The organism is Streptomyces sp. NBRC 110028 (assembly GCF_001417735.1).
GTDB lineage: Bacteria > Actinomycetota > Actinomycetes > Streptomycetales > Streptomycetaceae > Streptomyces.
The window spans coordinates 157739-174298 of sequence record NZ_BBUZ01000035.1 but is presented as its reverse complement, the minus strand read 5'-3'; the positions used below and the strand labels follow the sequence as shown (position 1 = coordinate 174298).

The 16560-nt window shown below is 74.1% G+C and carries 10 protein-coding genes and 1 riboswitch; of the genes, 3 read left to right on the top strand and 7 right to left on the bottom strand.

All coding sequences use genetic code 11. The features are described from left to right. Positions 1–2: 2 nt before the first annotated feature. Positions 3–131: riboswitch (cobalamin riboswitch) on the top strand. 31 nt (positions 132–162) lie between these two features. After that, on the top strand, positions 163–3792 hold the full coding sequence (gene cobN / locus ASC60_RS28160) for a cobaltochelatase subunit CobN (RefSeq protein ID WP_055555771.1): 3630 nt from the start codon (positions 163–165) through the stop codon (positions 3790–3792). Positions 3793–3825: 33 nt separating this feature from the next. Here cobN and ASC60_RS28155 read toward each other — a convergent pair whose 3' ends face one another. Next, positions 3826–4068, bottom strand: a complete 243-nt coding sequence (locus ASC60_RS28155) for a hypothetical protein (protein WP_055555841.1) — start codon at positions 4066–4068, stop codon at positions 3826–3828. A 291-nt stretch (positions 4069–4359) separates the two neighbouring features. On the opposite strand from ASC60_RS28155, the gene ASC60_RS28150 reads away from it, so the two are divergent. Continuing rightward, positions 4360–5376: a cation diffusion facilitator family transporter gene (locus ASC60_RS28150; protein WP_055555769.1), complete on the top strand. Its 1017-nt coding sequence runs from the start codon at positions 4360–4362 to the stop codon at positions 5374–5376. Between the two features lie 89 nt (positions 5377–5465). Here ASC60_RS28150 and gntA read toward each other — a convergent pair whose 3' ends face one another. From gntA to ASC60_RS28125, 6 genes are all read right to left on the bottom strand, one after another. Then, positions 5466–6224, bottom strand: coding sequence for a guanitoxin biosynthesis heme-dependent pre-guanitoxin N-hydroxylase GntA (gntA, locus tag ASC60_RS28145; RefSeq protein ID WP_234357178.1), 759 nt, complete (start codon positions 6222–6224; stop codon positions 5466–5468). A gap of 220 nt (positions 6225–6444) precedes the next feature. After that, positions 6445–6573, bottom strand: coding sequence for a hypothetical protein (locus ASC60_RS43800; protein WP_267892827.1), 129 nt, complete (start codon positions 6571–6573; stop codon positions 6445–6447). A 179-nt stretch (positions 6574–6752) separates the two neighbouring features. Then, positions 6753–11381 carry a cation-translocating P-type ATPase gene (locus ASC60_RS28140; RefSeq protein ID WP_055555765.1) on the bottom strand — a complete coding sequence of 1543 codons (4629 nt, stop codon included), beginning with the start codon at positions 11379–11381 and terminating at the stop codon, positions 6753–6755. A 135-nt stretch (positions 11382–11516) separates the two neighbouring features. Then, positions 11517–12962: a lipase maturation factor family protein gene (locus ASC60_RS28135; protein ID WP_055555763.1), complete on the bottom strand. Its 1446-nt coding sequence runs from the start codon at positions 12960–12962 to the stop codon at positions 11517–11519. Between the two features lie 114 nt (positions 12963–13076). Further along, the gene (locus ASC60_RS28130; protein WP_055555761.1) at positions 13077–14129 is read right to left on the bottom strand and encodes a LacI family DNA-binding transcriptional regulator; all 1053 of its coding nucleotides are present in this window, start codon (positions 14127–14129) and stop codon (positions 13077–13079) included. 91 nt (positions 14130–14220) lie between these two features. Next, complete coding sequence (locus ASC60_RS28125) at positions 14221–15474, bottom strand: hypothetical protein (protein ID WP_199831071.1); 1254 nt, start codon at positions 15472–15474, stop codon at positions 14221–14223. A gap of 171 nt (positions 15475–15645) precedes the next feature. Here ASC60_RS28125 and ASC60_RS28120 point away from each other — a divergent pair, with 171 nt between their 5' ends. Next, complete coding sequence (locus tag ASC60_RS28120; protein ID WP_055555839.1) at positions 15646–16512, top strand: Fpg/Nei family DNA glycosylase; 867 nt, start codon at positions 15646–15648, stop codon at positions 16510–16512. The last annotated feature ends 48 nt before the right edge of the window (positions 16513–16560 follow it).

The following is a 16560-nucleotide window of genomic DNA, read 5'->3' as shown; positions in this document are numbered from 1 at the left end:
CGGGAGCCCGGCATGGTCGGCGAGACATCCCCTGGGGGAGGAAACCGGTGCGAATCCGGTGCGGTCCCGCCACTGTGAGCACGGCAGCCCGCCGTGCGAGTCAGGAACTCCCGCCGTCTTCCAACCCGCCCGGGGCGCGGACCCCGAGGAAGGCACCGAGCCATGATCCTGCTGCTGTCGACGTCCGACACCGACCTGCTCAGCGCCCGCGCGGCCACGGGCCCGGTGCCATACCGCCTCGCCAACCCGGCGCGGCTCCCGCTCGACGATCTGCCCGGCCTCCTCGACGGTGTCGAACTCGTCGTCGTGCGGCTGCTCGGTGGCATCCGCGCCTGGGAGGACGGCCTCGAGACCCTGCTCGCGGGCGACCTCCCCGTCGTCGTCCTCACCGGTGAACAGGCCCCCGACGCCCAGCTCATGGAGGCGTCCACGGTCCCCGTGGGGATCGCCGCCGAGGCCCACGCCTACCTCGCGCACGGCGGCCCCGCCAACCTGGGTCAGCTGGCCCGCTTCCTGTCCGACACCGTGCTGCTCACCGGCCACGGCTTCGAACCGCCCGCCACCGCCCCCACCTGGGGGCCGCTGGAGCGCACCGCGCGCGAGGGCGTCACCGGCCCGGTGATCGCCGTGCTCTACTACCGGGCCCACCACATGAGCGGCAACACCGCCTTCGTGGAGGCGCTGTGCCGGGCCGTCGAGGACGCCGGAGGCCGCCCGCTGCCGCTGTTCGTCGCCTCCCTCCGGGCCCCCGAGCCCGAGCTGATCGAGGCCCTCGGCGCGGCCGACGCCGTCGTCACCACCGTGCTCGCCGCGGGCGGCACCCGCCCCGCCGAGGCGTCGGCGGGCGGCGACGACGAGGCGTGGGACGCGGGCGCGCTCGCCGCGCTCGACGTCCCCGTGCTCCAGGCGCTGTGCCTGACCTCGCCGCGCAGCGCGTGGGAGGAGAACGACGAGGGCCTGTCGCCGCTGGACGCCGCGACCCAGGTCGCCGTCCCGGAGTTCGACGGGCGGCTGATCACCGTGCCGTTCTCCTTCAAGGAGGTCGACGAGGACGGCCTGCCGGTCTACGCCGCCGACCCCGAGCGCGCCGCGCGCGTCGCCGGAATCGCCGTACGGCACGCCCGGCTGAAGCACATACCGGCGGCCGACAAGCGCCTCGCGCTCGTGCTGTCCGCCTACCCCACCAAGCACTCCCGCATCGGCAACGCGGTCGGCCTCGACACCCCCGCCAGCGCCGTCGCCCTGCTGCGCCGGCTGCGCGCCGAAGGCTACGACCTCGGCCCCGAGGAGGGCGACGGGGCGCTCCCGGGCCTCGCCTCCGGCGTCGGCGACGAACTGATCTACGCCCTCATCGAGGCCGGCGGCCACGACCAGGACTGGCTCACCGAGGAGCAGCTGGCCAAGAACCCGGTCCGCGTCCCCGCCGCCGACTACCGCCGCTGGTACGCCACCCTGCCGGGGGAGCTGCGCGACGCGGTCGAGGAGCACTGGGGCCCGCCGCCCGGTGAGATGTTCGTGGACACCAGCCGCGACCCCGAGGGCGAGATCGTCCTCGCCGCGCTGCGCCACGGCAACCTCCTGGTCGTCATCCAGCCGCCGCGCGGCTTCGGCGAAAACCCCATCGCCATCTACCACGACCCCGATCTGCCGCCCTCGCACCACTACCTGGCCGCCTACCGCTGGATGGCGACCCCGCAGGCCGACGGCGGCTTCGGCGCCGACGCCATGGTGCACCTGGGCAAGCACGGCAACCTGGAGTGGCTGCCGGGCAAGAACGCGGGCCTGTCCGCCGCCTGCGGCCCCGACGCCGCACTGGGCGACCTGCCGCTGATCTACCCCTTCCTGGTCAACGACCCCGGCGAGGGCACCCAGGCCAAGCGGCGGGTCCACGCCACCCTGGTCGACCACCTCGTACCGCCGATGGCCCGCGCCGACTCCTACGGCGACATCGCCCGGCTGGAACAGCTGCTGGACGAGTACGCCGCCATCTCCGCGATGGACCCGGCCAAGCTCCCGGCCATCCGTTCCCAGATCTGGACCTTGATCCAGGCCGCCCGGCTCGACCACGACCTGGGTCTTGAGGGGCGGCCCGACGACGAGGGCTTCGACGACTTCCTGCTGCACGTCGACGGCTGGCTGTGCGAGGTCAAGGACGCCCAGATCCGCGACGGTCTGCACGTGCTCGGCGGCGCGCCGACCGGCCCCGAGCGCGTCAACCTCGTCCTGGCCATCCTGCGCGCCCGCCAGATCTGGGGCGGTACGTCGGCGCTCCCCGGGCTGCGCGAGGCGCTGGGCCTGGACGAGTCGGCCGCCACCCGCACCAGCGCCGACGAGGCCGAGGAGCGCGCCCGCGCCCTCGTCCAGGCGATGGAGGACGCGGACTGGGCCCCGGAGGCCGCCGGGAAGGCCGCTCTGGACCTGCCCGAGGCGCAGCGGGGCGCGGTCACCGCGATCCTGGAGTTCGCCGCCCGCGAGGTCGTGCCGCGCCTCGCCGCCACGACCGACGAGATCGACCACGCCGTGCACGCCCTGAACGGCGGCTTCGTGCCCGCGGGGCCGTCCGGGTCGCCGCTGCGCGGGCTGGTCAACGTCCTGCCGACCGGCCGCAACTTCTACTCCGTCGACCCCAAGGCCGTGCCCAGCCGGCTGGCCTGGGAGACCGGCCAGGCGCTCGCCGATTCGCTGCTGGAGCGCTACCGCGCCGACAACGACGGCCAGTACCCGCGGTCGGTCGGCCTGTCGCTGTGGGGTACGAGCGCGATGCGCACCTCCGGCGACGACGTGGCCGAGGCGCTGGCCCTGATGGGCATCCGCCCGGTGTGGGACGACGCGTCGCGGCGAGTAACGGGACTTGAACCCGTTACTCCCGACCAGTTGGGCCGCCCGCGCGTCGATGTCACCCTGCGCATCAGCGGTTTCTTCCGCGACGCCTTCCCGCACGTGGTCGGGCTGCTGGACGACGCCGTACGGCTCGCCGCCTCCCTCGACGAGGCCGACGACGTCAACTACGTACGCGCCCACACCCGCGCCGACCTCGCCGAGCACGGCGACGAGCGCCGCGCCACCACCCGCATCTTCGGCTCCCGGCCGGGGACGTACGGCGCGGGGCTGCTCCAGCTCATCGACAGCCGCGACTGGCGCACCGACGCCGACCTCGCCGAGGTCTACACGGTGTGGGGCGGCTACGCCTACGGCCGCGGTCTCGAGGGCCGCCCGGCCCGCGAGGAGATGGAGAGCGCGTACCGCAGGATCGCGGTCGCGGCGAAGAACACCGACACGCGCGAGCACGACATCGCCGACTCGGACGACTACTTCCAGTACCACGGCGGCATGGTCGCCACCGTGCGCGCCCTGAAGGGCACCGCCCCGGCCGCGTACATCGGCGACTCCACCCGCCCCGAGACGGTGCGCACCCGCACCCTGCACGAGGAGACCTCGCGGGTCTTCCGGGCCCGGGTGGTCAACCCGCGCTGGATCGAGGCGATGCGCCGGCACGGCTACAAGGGCGCCTTCGAACTCGCCGCCACCGTCGACTACCTCTTCGGCTACGACGCCACCACCGGCGTGGTCGCCGACTGGATGTACGACAAGCTCGCCCAGACCTATCTGCTCGACCCGGAGAACCGCGCGTTCCTGGAGGAGGCCAACCCCTGGGCGCTGCACGGCATGGCCGAGCGGCTGCTGGAGGCCGAGAGCCGGGGCTTGTGGGAGCAGCCGGACCCGGAGGTGCTGGAGCGGGTCCGGGAGCTGTTCCTGGAGACGGAGGGCGGCCTGGAGGGCGGGGACGACTGAAGGTCCCTCCAAGGAAGCAGGACGGGCGGCGGCTCAGCCGGAGGACGGCCGGGCCGCCGCCCGGACCCGGTCCGGCCAGGGCGGACAGTTGACCAGTTCGGTCCACTCCCGGTCGTACGCCCCGGGCACCGCCCGCCCCGCGGACGACCAGCGTTCCACCAGCGCCGCGTAGATCGGTACGCAGCTCGACTGGTGCAGCGTCTGGTGAACCGTTCCGCCGCCTTCGGTGCTCCGGTCCGGCACTCTGCTCGGCTGCGAGAGAGAACGGCGTCGCATCGTCGTCGTCATGTTCGGCCAACGCGCCGCACCGCGCGGGGTCACCTCCTGCGCGCCGACCTCACCCGCACCGGCGTGGCCTCGTACACATCAGCGGACCCGTGATCGCCTGCCCGGGTGACGTCCGCTGCCGGGCCCGGTGGGCCGCGTATTCTCCCGGCGTGACAATGAAAAGCGTTGCCGAATCCATAAGGCAATGCCATCTGATAACCGTGTCCATTGCAGCCTTTGGAGAATTCTCCGAAGTGCTGTTCAATTACCGCTGTCCATAAGCGATCCGAGGAGGAGCGGGTGGAAGCCCATACGCACGGACACGGTGAGGGTCATGGCGGGCACACGCACGGTGTGGCGGAGAACGCCGACCGCCGGTGGCTGTCCATCGCTCTCGCGCTGATCACCGGATTCATGCTGGTGGAAGTCGTGATCGGAGTGATCGCGCGGTCGGTGGCGCTGCTTTCCGACGCGGCGCACATGCTCACCGACGCCGCCTCGATCGTCCTCGCGCTCATCGCGATCCGGCTTTCGGCCCGGCCCGCCCGGGGCGGCTATACGTATGGGCTCAAGCGGTCGGAAATCCTTTCCGCGCAGGCCAATGGGCTTTCGCTGCTGCTGCTCGGCGCCTATCTCGGCTATGAGGCGGTGGAGCGGCTGATCGACCCGCCCGAGGTGACCGGTGGGCTGGTGCTGGCCGTGGCGCTCGCCGGGATCGTGGTGAACATCGCGGCGGCGTGGTGCATGTCGAAGGCGAATCGCGCCTCGCTGAACATCGAAGGCGCCTTCCAGCATGTGCTGAACGACCTCTACGCCTTCATCGCCACCGCGATCGCCGGGCTGGTGGTGGTGACCACCGGCTTCGCCCGGGCCGACGCGATCGCCGGACTCGTCGTGGTCGCTCTCATGATCAAGGCGGGGGTGGAGTTGCTGCGGGCCTCCGGGCGCGTCCTGCTGGAGGCTGCTCCCGCCGGGGTCGAGCCCGACGAGATCGGAAGCCTGCTGGCGTCCCACGCCGAGGTGGCCGAGGTGCACGACCTGCACGTCTGGCAGATCACCTCGGGCGAGGTCTCGCTGTCCGCCCATGTCCTGGTCGCGGCGGAGGGCGACTGCCACGCGGTGCGGGAGGCGCTGGAGGAGGTGCTGCGCGAGGAGTACGGCATCACCCACACCACGCTCCAGGTGGACCACCTCGACACCGTGACGTCCCGGCCCCGGGCGGACGGGGAGGAGCACCGCCGCGCGGACGAACCGCTCGTGGAGCACTGTCTGACCGCCCACGGCCCGGTCCACCGGGCGGAGGCGCACGACCACTGAGCGCGACCACTGGCGGGGCCGCCGCGTGACAGGGCCCGAGGGCGGTTTCCGCCCCCGGGCCCAGCGCTGTCACCGCCGTACGCGGAGCCTCAGCCGACGGTGCCCGTGATGGCCGGGGCGGCCGCCGAGACGGTCAGCTCCCGCTTCGCCGCGCGCTCCAGCTCGGCCTGCCGGGCGGCCTCCCGGGCGGCGAAGGGGCACTGCCAGTCGGCCGGCTTGGGGCGGCCCGAGTACCGGCGGGCCTCGGACAGCTCCTCGTACTCGTACAGGTTGGGATTGATGTCCCCCTGCAGCTGGATGTCCTGCTTGCGGATCTTCTCCGCGAGCCGGTCCCACATCCCGGCGCCCTTGATCCGGCCGAACTGCTCATGGGAGTTGAAGGCCAGCATCGGGAAGGGCGGCCTGCGGCCGAACCGGCGGTGGGTCTCATGCAGGCCGATCACGAAGAAGGGATGGCCGGCCACGCTGAACGCGAACTCCGGGGACTGCGGATCGGACGAATAGCCCTCCGCCCAATGATGGAAATCCGCGTCCTGCTCATGGAGCAGTTGCAACTGCTGCCAGAGGAGCTCTTCGAATCGCAGCTCATCGACCCCGCGCGGTTGCTCGAAGGTCGCGATGAAACTGGTGAACGTCCGGGCGCTCCAGTCCGCCGAACTCACGAACTCCGCCAGATCGAGCGCCAGCAGCCGGGCGGAATCCTCGCCCCCCAGCAGGTCATAGTGGCGGTGAGTGATGCCTCCCCGGCGCCAGGCGGAACGCCCCGCCAGGCACGCGAACCGTTCCCCGAGGATGAACTCCTCGACGTCACCACGCGCATCCACCGTCATGGCCAGCCTTTCTTCCACCTACGTGCCTCCTCGCAGGGGTCATCTCCTTCACACATCCGAAAGCGCCCACCCCTCGCCGACGGTACCCGGAAGGACCGAGTCCGCTGGAGGACGGGGAAGGTCACTTGGTGATTGTGACGGGCCGAGGCCGATCAACGAAATTCGTGGCGAGCTTCGCACCGAAGAAATCGCCCACGGCGGGATGTTCGCCGCGAACGGTCGCCGGATAACGGTCGTATCAGGCGGCGGCCGGGCCGGTCGACGGCTTGAACGCGACGGTCAGAAGCGACTTCGCCACCTGTGCGAGCAGCGCTTCCAGGGTCATGTGGGCCAGCTTGGCCAGGACGGTCGTCAGGATGTCGGCCATGGGGTCACCTCACTGGACGGAAAAACGGAACAATTCGTAAGGGAGGCGGGCGCCGGAAGTGAGGCATCCGCTTCCATTTCCGGAGCCTGACCCGAGTGGGAGAGCGGGTCACGCACGCAGGGTGAAAATCGGGTGAACTCGGATGAACGATGGCAGAACCCCGGCGCGGGCCGGAGCCCCTAAACCGCCCCCTGGGCCGCGCGGGGAACCCGCCGGGAGAACAGCAGCCGCGGTGCGGCGGCGGCGCCCAGGGTCGCACCGGCCGAGCACACGCCCACCACCGTCCAGGCCACCGGCCCCAGCGGCGTACAGCCGAAGAAGTGGCTGACGACCGGCGTCTCGACCACGGCGAACAGGACGGCCGCCGATGCCACGCCGGTGACCAGCACCAGCGGACTGTGCCAGTCGGTGATGAACGTCTGGCCCAGCTGGGTGCCGACCAGCGCGGCGAGCCCCATGGTGCTCGCCCGCCGGTCCCGGCCCGTCATCCGCCCGCATGTCCACGCCGCCGCGGCGCCCAGCGCGGTGGCGGCGCCGCGCACGGCCAGGATCCGGCCCAGGTCGGAGCCGAGCAGGGCGGGGGAGGGGCCGCCGGCCAGCGGATCCTCCCCGTCCGTGCCCTTCCGGGCCCGGGCCAGGGCGACCGCGAGCGCGGGCAGCATGTCGGTGAGCAGGTTGACCAGCAGCAGCTGACGGGTGCCGAGCGGTGCCCGGCCCGCCGCCGCGGCGCCCAGCACGGTGAAAGCGACCTCGCCCGCGTTGCCGCCGACCAGGATCGCCACCGCGTCCCGCACGCTTCGCCACAGCGCCCGGCCCTCCCGCAGCGCGTCGAGGATCCGGGTCGGGTCCGGATCGGTGAGGACCAGGTCCGCCGCGGCCCGGGCCGAGGTCGAACCGTGCGCCGAGAGGCCGATGCCCACGTCCGCGAGGCGGATCGCGGCCGCGTCGTTGACCCCGTCCCCGGCCATGGCCACCACCCGCCCGGCCTGCCGCATCGCCTGGACGATACGGACCTTGTGTTCGGGGGAGACCCGGGCGAAGACGGTGGTCCGGGAGATCCGCTCGACCCGTTCCTTCTCCGGCAGGGTGTCCAGCTCCGCGCCGGTGAGCACCGGACCGGAGTCGGGGATGCCCAGCTCACGGGCGATGGCGGCGGCCGTGGTCGGATGATCGCCGGTGATCATCGCGATGCTCACCCCGGCGTCGGTCAGCCGCTTGACGGTCTCCGCGGCCCCCGCCCGGGTGGTGTCGGCGATGGCGATGAAGCCGAGCAGGGTCAGCCCCCGGGCCAGCTCGGCCAGGGGCACCCCCGGCGTGCCGGGCGTGTCGGCCGTATCGGGCAGGGCCTCGGCCACCGCCAGGACCCGCAGCCCGTCGGAGGCCAGCGAGTGCAGCAGGCGTTCGGTGGAGCGCAGCCGCTCGGGGGTCAGCGGTACGGCGCCGTCCGCCGCCACCGGCGCCAGGGCGGAGGTGCACCGGGCGAGCACGATCTCGGGCGCCCCCTTGACGGCGAGTCGCGGCCGCCCGGACTCGGTGCCCAGACACGCCGAGAAGCCGCGGCTGGCCTCGAACGGCAGCTCGGACGCCGGTCGCCAGGCGTCGTCCCCGTCGCAGTGCGCGGCCGCCGCGTCGACCACGGCCTGGTCGGTGGCGTGGGCGAGCGCCCGGCCGCCGTCGGGGCCGGGGCAGGCCCGGGCCGCGGTGCGCAGCAGCCGGTGGCCCAGGGCGTCGCCGATCGGCAGGTCGTGGTCGTACGCCGCCACCCGGGACACGGACAGTCGCCCCTCGGTCAGCGTGCCGGTCTTGTCGAAGCAGACCGTGTCCACCCGGCCCAGCGCCTCCAGCACCCGGGGCGAGCGGGTCAGCACCCCGCGGTGCGACAGACGGCGCGCCGCGGCGGACTGCGCCACGGTGGCCACCAGCGGCAGCCCCTCGGGCACGGCGGCCACCGCGACGGCCACCCCGGTGGCCAGCGCCTCGCGCACCGGCGTGCCGTGCAGCAGCCCCAGCAGGGTGACGGCGGCGCCGCCGAGCCCGGTGGCGGGTAGCGCGACCCTGGTCAGCGCGGCGAGCCGGCCCTCGATGCCGAGCGGAGTCACGGCGTCCCCGGCCAGTGCGGCGGCGCGCCCCGCCTCGGTCTGTGATCCGGCTGCCACGACCACCGCGTAACCGGTCCCGGCCAGCACGGTGCAGCCCTGGTGGAGCATGCAGGAACGGTCCGCCAGATCGGCGCCGGGCGTGGCGGCGGGATCCTTGGGAACCGGCCCCGACTCGCCGGTCAGCCCCGCCTCGTCCAGCTCCAGCCGGTCGCTCACCAGCAGCCGGGCGTCGGCCGGTACGACGTCCGAGGGCTGCAGCGCGATGATGTCGCCGACCGTCAGGTCCTCGGCGGGCACGCACCGCGCCGGGGCCGCCGCCAGCCCGGCGAAGAACGCCTCGCGGTCCACCACCATCCCCTCCGCCGGGGACATCGCGGGCGCCCAGTCGACCAGCCGGGCGTGCCGCTGCTCGCTCAGCAGCAGGCCCCGCAGCGAGCGGTCGGCCCGCAGCCGCTGCGCGCCGCTGATCACCGCGTTGCCCGCCATGACGCCGACGACCAGGAGGGAGTCCACCCCGGACCCCACCGCCGCGGACGCCGCGGCACCCAGGGCCAGCACCGGGGTGAGGGGATCGCGCAGCTCCTCGCGCACCGTCCCGGCCAGCGCCGTGGCGTCCCGGGCCAGCGCGCCGGCGGGGGAGGCGGCGGCGACCGCGGCCCCGGCCCGTACGACCAGCCCCGCGACCTCGCACACCGGGCGCGTCCCGGCCGCCCACACCGGGCGTGCCGCGGCCTCGGCCTCCTTGCCCCGCGCTCCGCCGGAGGCCGGCGGCTCCGCCCGGTGCTCCTGGAACGCGCGGGTCACGCTCAGCGTCTCCCGCGCCCCCAGCATGTGCCAGTTGCCGCGCACCCGCTCCGCCGGGAGCGGGCTGCGGTGTACCCGGCGCGCCGCGCGCATCCCCCCGAGCACGGCCAGGAAGGCCGCGCTGTACACCGGGGAGGTGGCGAACCCGACCGCCGTGGGCCGGGTGCCCGCGGCGGCGATGAGCGCGCCGAGCGCGGAGCCGCCCATCGACAGCCGGGCCGACCGGTGGCTGACCCCGCGCGCGTCCTCCAGCGCCCGCAGCACGCGCCAGGCCTGGGCGAGCCCGGGGCCGCAGAGCAGATCCGCCGACCAGCACACCCGCGCCGCGCCGCGCCGTACGACGCCGACGCCGAGGTCGGCCGCGCCCAGGGCCTCGTCCTCCTCGGCGCTGATCAGCAGCACCCCGTGGCCCTCGCTCTGCAATCGGCGCACCCGGTCGGGCAGCGCCGTGCCGTGGGTGAGCAGTTCGTCCGCCCACGGGGCGATCTCCTCCGCGCTGGCGTGCTCGGTGAGCAGCAGACGCCCCGCACCGGCGCGGGCGGCGGCCACCACGGCGTCGGCCAGCGGGTCGAGTTCGCAGCCGATGCGGACCCGCGCCTGCCGCCGGCCGTGCGGATCGCACAGGTCCACGGTCATCGCCGATGGGCTCGACGGGCGGGCCGCGAGGACGTCGTCCGGCCGCTCCAGCCGCCAGGAGCCGCGGGACCAGGGCCCCTCGCCGGAGAGTTCCGGCAGCGCGCGGCGGTCCAGCACGGACTGCGCGGCGCTCCACGCCCCGGCCTCGTCCAGGTCGCCGACGGTGACCACCGACAGCAGCCGCGGGCGCCGGGTGCACAGCACCGCCGAGTCGATCAGGACCGCCGAGATCCGGTCCAGCAGCCGCAGCGCGGCGCCGTCCATGGGCACCACGCCCTCGCGGGCCAGGGCGTCGCCCAGCCGGGCGGCGAAGGCCTCCCGGCCCATGGCGGCGGCCCGCGGCACGGTGGCCAGGATCGCCTCCGCGGCCCGCGCCGGCTCCCGCCTCCAGGCCAGCAGCCCGCACGCCCCCATCAGGGACGCCAGCGAGGTGCGGTCGACACAGGTCTCGACCGGCCCGGCGGGCAGCGGCGCCGGGCGGGCCGCCGGGGGATGCGAGCGCGGCGGCAGCCCGTCGGAGCCGGGCACCAGATCCGGTTCGCGGCGCCGCCATACGGCCTGCCGGCCGCGGATCTCGGCGAGCTGCAGGACGCGTTGCACCGCGTCCAGGGCCAGCGGAGCCTCACCCCTGGTCAGCGCGTGCACCACCGCGCCCGACACGCCGAGCAGCAGGGTGGTGTGGGCGTGGCCGAGCCGGGACTCCAGCAACCCGCGCAACCGCGGCTGGATCTCGGCCATCACCACCGGGAGCCGCAGCGCGGGGGTGAGCGCGGGCAGCAGCGTCACGCGCCGGACCGTCGCCGTCAGCAGACCCACGCAGTCGGCGACGAGGGAGGTGGCGGCCAGCGTGGCGGGGGCGGTGTCGTACGGCGGAAACGGGCGCTCGCCGGGGAAGGTGTCCGTGTCGCTCCCGTGCGCCTTCTCGATGTGCTCGACCAGCCGGAGCACCTCGTCGGCGTCGAGGTGGTCCTCGTCGAAGTCGACCAGCACCTGGCCCACCGCCGCGTTCACCTCGGCCCAGTTGACGCCGTGCAGACGGCGCAGCGCGGCCGTCAGCTGCCCGGCCAGCCGGTCGTGCGCCTCCCCGTGTCCGGTGAGCCCGCGCACCTCCACATGCGCCCGGCCCGGCCGCGCCCACACCCTGCGGCGGGTGCGCCGCTCACCGGTGTCCCGCAGGACGTCGGCGGCGTCGGCGAGGCGCGGCCCCAGGGCGCTGACGCCGCGGACCGGCAGGGCGATGAGATCGGACAGCATCGCGAATGGCAGCACCGGCCGCGCTCCCTCGGTCGCCGGAAAACCCACATGGCAGTATGTTTACCTAATTCTCAAGAAAAGTAACAAAAGGGGCGGCCAGAGGGGGAGTGGTCGCGTAACGCCGTTGCCCCGCTGCCCAACCCGCCCTCGTCACGGGCCCGGCGGGTGCACCTCCTCCAGCCGGACCGGCGGCAGGAATTCGCCGATCAGGGTGCGGTGCCACCACCCGCCGCCGGCGCGCCGCTCCCGCCGGGTGGTGAAGCGGTAGAGGTACAGCCGGGCCCGGATGTGGGTGGGCGGCGCGTCCGGGAAGGGGGAGGCGCGCAGCAGCTTCAGCGTGGCCGGGTCGTTCACCAGCAGCTTGCCGACGAGCGGGGTGAACCAGGACCGGGCGTATGCCGAGGAGATCCCGGCGAACCACATCATCCAGTCCAGTCGCAGGTGGTACGGCGCGAACTGACGCGGCATCCGGCGCACATCGCCCGGCTTGCCCCGGAACTCGTACTCCTTCCACACGGTGTCCGGGGTGAGCGCGGGTTCGTCGGTGCCCTCGATCACCACCTCCTGCCGGCTGCGGCTGACGCTGCCGAAGGCGCCGTAGGTGTTGACCAGATGGAGCGGGTTGAAGGAGTAGTTCATCAGCTGGCGGCCCGAGAGGAGATTGCGGGCGGGCCAGTAGCTGAGCACCGCGACGAAGACGAAGACCGCCGCCACCAGGACCTCGTACCAGACCGGGGGAGCGGGAAGCGGGGGCGGCGCAGGCAGCGGCAGCACCCCGGCGGCCATCCGCCCGTCGACCGCGGCGAGGGCCAGCAGGATCGTCACCCAGTTCAGCCAGGAGAAGTTGCCGGAGGCCACCAGCCACAGCTGGGTGACCACGATGATGCCCGCGGCCACGCTCGCGGCGGGCTGCGGGGTGAACAGCGCCAGCGGAACGACCAGCTGGGCCACATGGTTGGCCGCCGTCTCGACCCGGTGCAGACGCTTCGGCAGATGGTGGAAGTACCAGCTCAGCGGGTTGGGCATCGGCTGGGTCTCATGGTGGTAGTACAGGCACGTCAGATCGCGCCAGCAGCGGTCCCCGCGCAGCTTGATGAGCCCGGCGCCGAACTCCAGCCGGAACAGCAGCCAGCGCAGCAGCCACAGCATCAGCACCGGCGGCGCGGTCCGCTCGTTCCCCAGGAACACGGCCAGGAACCCGGCCTCCAGCAGCAGCGACTCCCAGCCGAAGCCGTACCACACCTGCCCCACGTTGACGATCGACAGATACAGCAGCCACAGCGCCAGCCACGCCGCCATCGCGGCCCACAGCGGCACATCGTCGGCGGCGCCCGCCAGCACGGCGGCGGCCAGCGCGGCGCCGAGCCAGGCCAGGGCGGTGAAGAAGCGGTCGGAATAGTACAGATGGAACAGGCTGGGCGAGCGGCGGAACGGCACCCGCGCGAGGAACCGGGGCGCCGGGGTGAGCCCGCGCTCGCCGATCAGGGCCCGGGCCTGGGTGGCCGCCGTCAGGAAGGCGATCAGGTAGACGGCGGCCAGTCCCCGCTGGAGGACCAGCCGGCTCAGCCAGTAGCCGGACGACGTGAACCACTCCATAAGGGCTGCTCCCTGGGCCTGTTGCCGACGAGGCCTGCGGCTATCCGTACCACCTCCGGCGAGTGCCCGCAGCGCGGCGGGGCATGCGGGGCCCGGCGGGGCCGCTGAACCGGTTCAGGCCCGGCGCGCCGGTGGCGGCGCCGTGCTGGCACGGGGGGTGAGGGCCGGGGTGGGGGCCTGATGGGCGCGGGGCTCGGCCCGGTCCAGGACGTCGAACAGCCGGCGCGCCACCTCCGCCCCGAAGCCGGACACATCGTGGCTCATGGCCGACAGCGTCGGATGCGTCAGACGGCACAGCTGGGAGTCGTCCCACGCCAGCAGCGACACATCGGCCGGGACCGTGAGTCCCATCTCGGCCGCCACCGAGAGACCGGCCACCGCCATGATGTCGTTGTCGTAGATGATGGCCGTCGGCCGGTCGCCCGAGGCCAGCAGGGCGCGGGTGGCCCGCGCCCCCTCCTCGCCGGAGAAGTCCGTGGTCACCGTGCGCCCCGCCCCGAGCCCCAACTCGCCCAAGGTGGCCTCGAAGGCCGCCGTGCGCACGGTGCTGTGGCCGAGCGCGGGCGCGCCGCCGACCCGGGCGATCCGCCGGTGGCCGAGGGCCGCCAGATAGCGCACCGCCTCGCCCACCGCGGTGGCGTCGTCGGTCCACACCGAGGTGAGCCCGCCCGCCAGGGACGGGTGCCCGGCGGCGACGGCGGGCAGCCCGAGCCGCCGCAGCGCGGGAACGCGCGGGTCGCCGTCGCGCAGGTCGACCAGGATCGAGCCGCCCACCTGCCGCCCGCGCCACCACGCCTCCTGGACCTCGATCTCCTCCGCCACGTCCCGCACCAGCCGCAGCAGCAGCGAGCAGGACCGCTCGACCAGCACGCTCTCGATGCCCGACACGAACTCCATGAACCAGGGTTCGAGTCCCAGCGTCCGGGCCGGGCGGGCGATGGCCAGCCCGACCGTGTCCACCCTGGAGCCGGCCAGCGAGCGGGCGGAGAGATGGGGGGCCCAGCCCAGTTCGCGGGCGGCCGCGAAGATACGGTCCCGGGTGGCCGGGGAGACTCCGGGCCGGTCGTTGAAGGCGAGGGACACCGCGCCCTTGGAGACCCCGGCGCGCGCGGCCACGTCCCGTATGGTGACGCGCCGCCCCCGGCCCGCCCCGGCCTCGCCGTCCATAACCGCTCCCCCGTGTCCGGCCCGCGTGAACCGGCACACGATATCGCGGTGGTGAACCGGTCCAGCGGGCTGACGGGCATCGGCGTCCGGGCTAACGGGTGTCGGCGTCCGCGTCGAGGAGACGCAGCCGCCGCAGCGTCCCGCGCAGCGCGGCCAGGCCGGGCATCCCCGGCGGCACCGGCAGCCGGTGCCACGGCACACAGCGGTCGACCAGGCCGAGGGCCAGTCGCGCCCCGGCCCGCACCGGCACTCCCAGGACCGTGTCGCGCGGCGGCGGCGCGGCGCCGGCGCACAGCCCGAGCCGGTGCGCGGCGGCCGTCTCGTACGCCGCCTTACGGGCCCGGTTGAGGTTGCCCAGCGGCCGGAACTCCTTCGTGGTGTGCCACGGGTTGAACGCGAGCTGCTCGACCCGGCGGGCCGCCGCCCGGGCCTCGGCGGTGTCGAGATCCTGGCGGGGTACGGTCAACAGCGCCACCGGGACGACCGGGGCGTCGCTCTCCCGCCACTCCACCGAGCCGTCCTCGACCGGGGTGCGGCGCTCGTCCGCGTAGCGCTGCACACACAGCTCGAAACACACATCGCCGGTGGCCAGCCGCATCGTCAGCTCATGGTGGAGGTAGTCCGGGTCGGAGCTGTCGGGGAGCGGTGCGGGGGTGCCGCCGGGGGCCGGGCGCAGCTGGTAGCGCACGGGCCCGGCCGCGCCCCACAGGATCGCGCCCCGGCTCCAGAAGGTCTCGCGGGCCAGTGAGCCGACCATGTGGCGGGTCGCGGTGTGCACATTGCGGCGCATCCGGTCGGCGGCTCCCCAGCCCACGGCCAGCGGCAGCCTGACGAACAGCCCGAACGCCCGCTCGACGGTGGTGTCCGCGCCCGCCGTCGCCTTGGCGAAGGCCACGAACTCGCGGGCGTCGGCGGCGTGGGACACCGGGAAGCTGGTGGCCAGCAGGTCGTGGCTCTCCCCGGGGCGGGCCTGGACCCGCACCGCCATCCCGCGCAGATCGGGAGTGGCGTCATGGCGCTCGGTGCCGCTCTCGTTGGACAGCCGCACCACGGCCGGGTACACGGCGCCCGGCCGGGCGTATCCCACGCACAGCTCGGGCGGCAGGCTGTCGTGGAAGCGCAGCCGCGCGTTCTCCACGCCGAGCGCCGCCTTCGCGTGGAACGTGCGCAGCAGCTGGGCGGCGCCCGACGCCCGCTGGTGCTCCCGCTGGACGCTCATCAGCTCGCGCGCCAGCTTCTCGAAGAGCAGCCGCTCGGCCTCGGGGCTCCCCCCTTCGTACGCCTCATGAGCCTCGTACGGCTCGTACTGTGGTGCGGACCGCTCACGCTGTCCGGTGTCGGGCATGGGGACTCTCCGTGCGGGGCGAATGAGGCATCGGGGGTCAAAGGGGATAAAGGTGTCCAGCGGACAAGAGAGACAGTAGGGGAGGAGGCCGCACCCCGCAGCCCGGAGTGGTACGAGGGTGGGGCGCGGGTGGCCGGGCGCCCCCGGCCGGTGCTGCGGCACACTGGTGGCATGCCGGAGCTGCCCGAGGTGGAGGCCCTCGCCGGGATCCTGGCCGACCGCGCGGTGGGTCGGGAGATCGCCCGCGTCCTGCCCGTCGCGGTGAGCGTGCTGAAGACGTACGACCCGCCGCTGACCGCCCTGGAAGGCCGCACCGTCACGGCGGCCGGCCGCCACGGCAAGTTCCTCGACCTGGCCACCGACGGCCCCCACCTGGTCATCCATCTCGCCCGCGCGGGCTGGCTGCGCTGGAAGGACGGGCTGCCCGAGGCCCCGCCGCGCCCCGGCCGGGGCCCGCTGGCGCTGCGGCTGCTGCTCTCCGGACCGGAGCGCTCCGGTTTCGACCTCACCGAGGCGGGCTCCCGCAAGGGGCTGGCCGTGTACTGCGTGCGCGACCCCGCCGAGGTGCCGGGCGTCGCGCGCCTGGGCCCCGACCCGCTCGAAGGCTCCTTCACCCAGGAGGCGTTCGCCGGGCTGCTGCGCGGCGTACGCCACCGGATCAAGGGCGTGCTCCGCGACCAGAGCGTCATCGCCGGGATCGGGAACGCCTACTCCGACGAGATCCTGCACGCCGCCCGGATGTCGCCCTACCGGCTCGCCTCGGACCTCTCCGAGGAGGAGATCGCCGTCCTGTACGAGGTGATGGGCGCCACCCTGCGGGACGCCGTCGAACGCTCCCGGGGGCTCGCCGCCGGGGACCTCAAGGCGGAGAAGCACAGCGGGATGCGGGTGCACGGCCGCGCCGGAGAGCCCTGCCCGGTGTGCGGCGACACCGTCCGCGAGGTGTCCTTCAAGGACTCCTCGCTCCAGTACTGCCCCACCTGCCAGACCGGCGGCAAACCGCTCGCCGACCGCCGGATGTCCCGGCTGCTCAAGTAGCCGCCTCCGCACACCGCCGTACCGGCCTCGGCGAACCCGCCCCGGGAC

Excerpts from the sequence above, each read along its gene's own strand:
- cobN (WP_055555771.1), top strand. The coding sequence starts at position 163 with ATGATCCTGCTGCTGTCGACGTCCGACACCGACCTGCTCAGCGCCCGC.
- ASC60_RS28130 (WP_055555761.1), bottom strand. The coding sequence starts at position 14,129 with ATGGACGGCGAGGCCGGGGCGGGCCGGGGGCGGCGCGTCACCATACGG.
- ASC60_RS28155 (WP_055555841.1), bottom strand. The coding sequence starts at position 4,068 with ATGCGACGCCGTTCTCTCTCGCAGCCGAGCAGAGTGCCGGACCGGAGC.
- ASC60_RS28125 (WP_199831071.1), bottom strand. The coding sequence starts at position 15,474 with ATGCCCGACACCGGACAGCGTGAGCGGTCCGCACCACAGTACGAGCCG.
- ASC60_RS43800 (WP_267892827.1), bottom strand. The coding sequence starts at position 6,573 with ATGGCCGACATCCTGACGACCGTCCTGGCCAAGCTGGCCCACATGACC.
- ASC60_RS28135 (WP_055555763.1), bottom strand. The coding sequence starts at position 12,962 with ATGGAGTGGTTCACGTCGTCCGGCTACTGGCTGAGCCGGCTGGTCCTC.
- ASC60_RS28120 (WP_055555839.1), top strand. The coding sequence starts at position 15,646 with ATGCCGGAGCTGCCCGAGGTGGAGGCCCTCGCCGGGATCCTGGCCGAC.